5 protein-coding genes are annotated in these 2,627 nt (G+C 34.7%); all 5 read right to left on the bottom strand.

Going from position 1 to position 2,627, the window contains the following annotated elements; genetic code table 11:
- Window positions 1-188: lipopolysaccharide assembly protein LapB (locus M901_RS03605; protein ID WP_021276824.1), on the bottom strand; the 188-nt coding region annotated here is incomplete at its 3' end.
- A gap of 71 nt (window positions 189-259) precedes the next feature.
- Window positions 260-574, bottom strand: a complete 315-nt coding sequence (locus M901_RS17725) for a M48 family metallopeptidase (RefSeq protein ID WP_021276821.1) — start codon at window positions 572-574, stop codon at window positions 260-262.
- An 11-nt stretch (window positions 575-585) separates the two neighbouring features.
- A complete protein-coding gene (locus tag M901_RS16205; RefSeq protein WP_021276825.1) occupies window positions 586-1,326 on the bottom strand; it encodes an outer membrane protein assembly factor BamD in 741 nt (246 codons plus the stop codon).
- Between the two features lie 83 nt (window positions 1,327-1,409).
- A complete protein-coding gene (locus M901_RS03590; RefSeq protein ID WP_021276823.1) occupies window positions 1,410-2,459 on the bottom strand; it encodes an AI-2E family transporter in 1,050 nt (349 codons plus the stop codon).
- A partial coding sequence (locus tag M901_RS03585) for a hypothetical protein (protein ID WP_021276822.1) occupies window positions 2,443-2,627 on the bottom strand: 185 nt, incomplete at its 5' end. The genes M901_RS03590 and M901_RS03585, both read right to left, overlap by 17 nt.

Raw genomic sequence — 2,627 nt, 5'->3', positions numbered from 1 at the left:
AGATAATTTGGTGATTCATTCTTCAGTCTCATTAATTCATCAAGAGACTTATTAACGAAACCTTTCTTGGCATAAACCTTAGCAATTTTAATACGCGCTTCTAAATTAGCAGGATCGAGCTTGATGGCCTTATTGTATTCAAACAATGCTTCGTCATAGCGATTATAAGTGAAGTATAACTCTGCCATCTCATAGTGCTTAATAGAGAACTTCTTATTGATGTGATTATCATCTAATGCTTGATCATCACCTTTGATCTTTACTCTTTCACTTGCTGTTGTGAATACTTTCTTAGCCTCTTCATAATAACCAATATCATTATAAAGAACCGATAAACTAATAGAGGCATCTGTGTGATTAGGGTCTGCATCAAGAACTTTTTTAAATGCTTTATCGCTTTAGAGATTTCACCCTTAATATGAAAGATATTCGCAATGAGAAAGAGTGCTTTAACATTTCTATCATCTGACTCTAGAACTTCATTAAGAAGTGTCATCGACTTAGAGTACTCTTTATTATCATATGCTTTCTGAGCTCTATTCAATAATTGCTCATGCTCTAATGATCTCAACATACGAAGCTCTCCTACTTCTTAATACATTTAAAATATAGTTTTTCCGCTTTCTTTCTATCTGACTTTGAAAAAACAACTTTGTATTTCCCATAAGCATTTCTACAAAGACCATCATCCTTAGTGAAAACACCAATTTCTATTAGTCTCATAGCTGCTACGGCCTTCATTTCTTTTTCATGAAAAGCATTCAACATATTCGTGTATCTAAATTTTGCTGAATCAAAGTCTTTAGTTCTGAAGTAAAAGTCAGCAATATACTTTTCTTTCTTAATAAGCATTTCATTACAAAGCTTAATCTTCTCATCAGCATCTTGAAGATACTTTGAGTTTGGATATAAACTTCTTAGCTCATTGTAGTATTTGATGGCCTTAATAGCTGGGGCAAGATCACGGTCAAATGTCGCAGGCCTTTGCTTATAATAAGATTCCGCAACTTTAAATAGTACGTAATCGATACTCTTGTGCTTTGGGTGAAAATCCTTAAATAGAATATATGCAGCGGCAGCCTCTTCAAAATTCTCTTGTTCAAAAAGAATATCCGCAAGCTTTAGCTCAGCAGAGGTTGCATAATAACTATATGGATATTGTGATCTTAAAGTATTGAGTTTTTCAGTGGCCAGTAAATATCTATTATCGGCCATAAGCTCTTCAGCTTCTTTATAGAGAACTTCCGCTTCAGTTTTTCCTGTAGGTCTTTCCACAGCACATGATGCAAGAAGTAGAATTGTTGATAGAACGATCAAATGACGCACTAGGCTCTCCCATTAATTATGATAATAAGAGATTTTAGCACCGCCCAAATATAGTAGTCAAAGACTATGCATTAGAATATTGGTCAAGTTGATGTTGAATTATAGATATCTTCAATAATTTCCGTAAAAATTAGCTTAATTGCTGCGGCCACAGGAATTGAGATAATCATTCCCATGATTCCCATCATTTGTGATCCGAGAATAACCGAAGCCACGACCAATACTGGGTGTAAGTCGACAATCTTCGAAACAAGAATTGGAAATACAATAGCGATATCTATGGCATTGGCAATTAAATAAAGAATAACAACCCCACCAAATGTTGTTCCCAAACCATACTCGGCAAGAGCAAATATTAGCGCCGGAACTGTTCCTAAGATAGGACCAAGATAAGGAATAACATTTGTAAGTGCAGCAACCAATCCAAAAATCAGTGCAAACCTGACATCCATAATTAGCAGACCAGAAGTTAGAATAACTCCAATAATTGTCGCCTCAATAAACTTTGCAAGAATGTAATCACCAAGTTGCTTATTGAATTTATGTGAGAGAAAGTAGAATTTCTCAAAAAACGAGTTTGGTGTAATTCCTAAAATAAATCGCCTAAAACTCGGAGCATCCTTTAATAAGAAAAAGACAAAAAGTGGAATGACAAACACCCATTCAATTACCGATGCCAAAAGATTGGGAACATTTAGAACAAGGGAGCTAATGGCACTTCTGACATAAGTTAGTCCATCAGTGATATAGCGATCCTGTAATTCAAATCCAGTTCTATCTCTAAGCTTATTTTTTAAAACATAATATTCTTTTTTCACGTACGACTCTACTTTAGGAGCATAGTACTGAATATTATTTGCTTCTGTTGTGAGAATCGGTACGACTTTTACGATTGGGTAAATTGAAAAGAAGAGTATCCCTATCAAAATAAAGAATGATGAAACAGTACGTGAAAGACCTAGTTTCAAAAAGGTATTCATTATAGGTGATAGAATTAGTGTCAAAATATATGAGACGACTAAAGGTATAGCAATTCTTGGAAAGAAGAACATCCCTGAGAGAAAGAGTATGATCGTTGAGAGAAAAATTACGATCCTAAGTTTTTCTCTACCGCCCTTACTCTGAAGCTTCATTTTCTACTTCCAGTTGCTGAATTCTGTCTTTTAATCTTCTAACTTCTTGAGTTACTGAATAGAGTCTATTCGCTACAATTAGTGATACAGATTGTAGTAGCTTTGAAGCTACAACAGGTTTTTCATGAATCATTGCATCGAGATCTGGCTTAAAGAAACCAAGTAACT

The organism is Bacteriovorax sp. DB6_IX (genome assembly GCF_000447775.1).
In the GTDB taxonomy this organism is placed as follows: Bacteria; Bdellovibrionota; Bacteriovoracia; order Bacteriovoracales; family Bacteriovoracaceae; genus Halobacteriovorax_A.
This window is presented reverse-complemented; position numbering and strand designations above follow the sequence as displayed.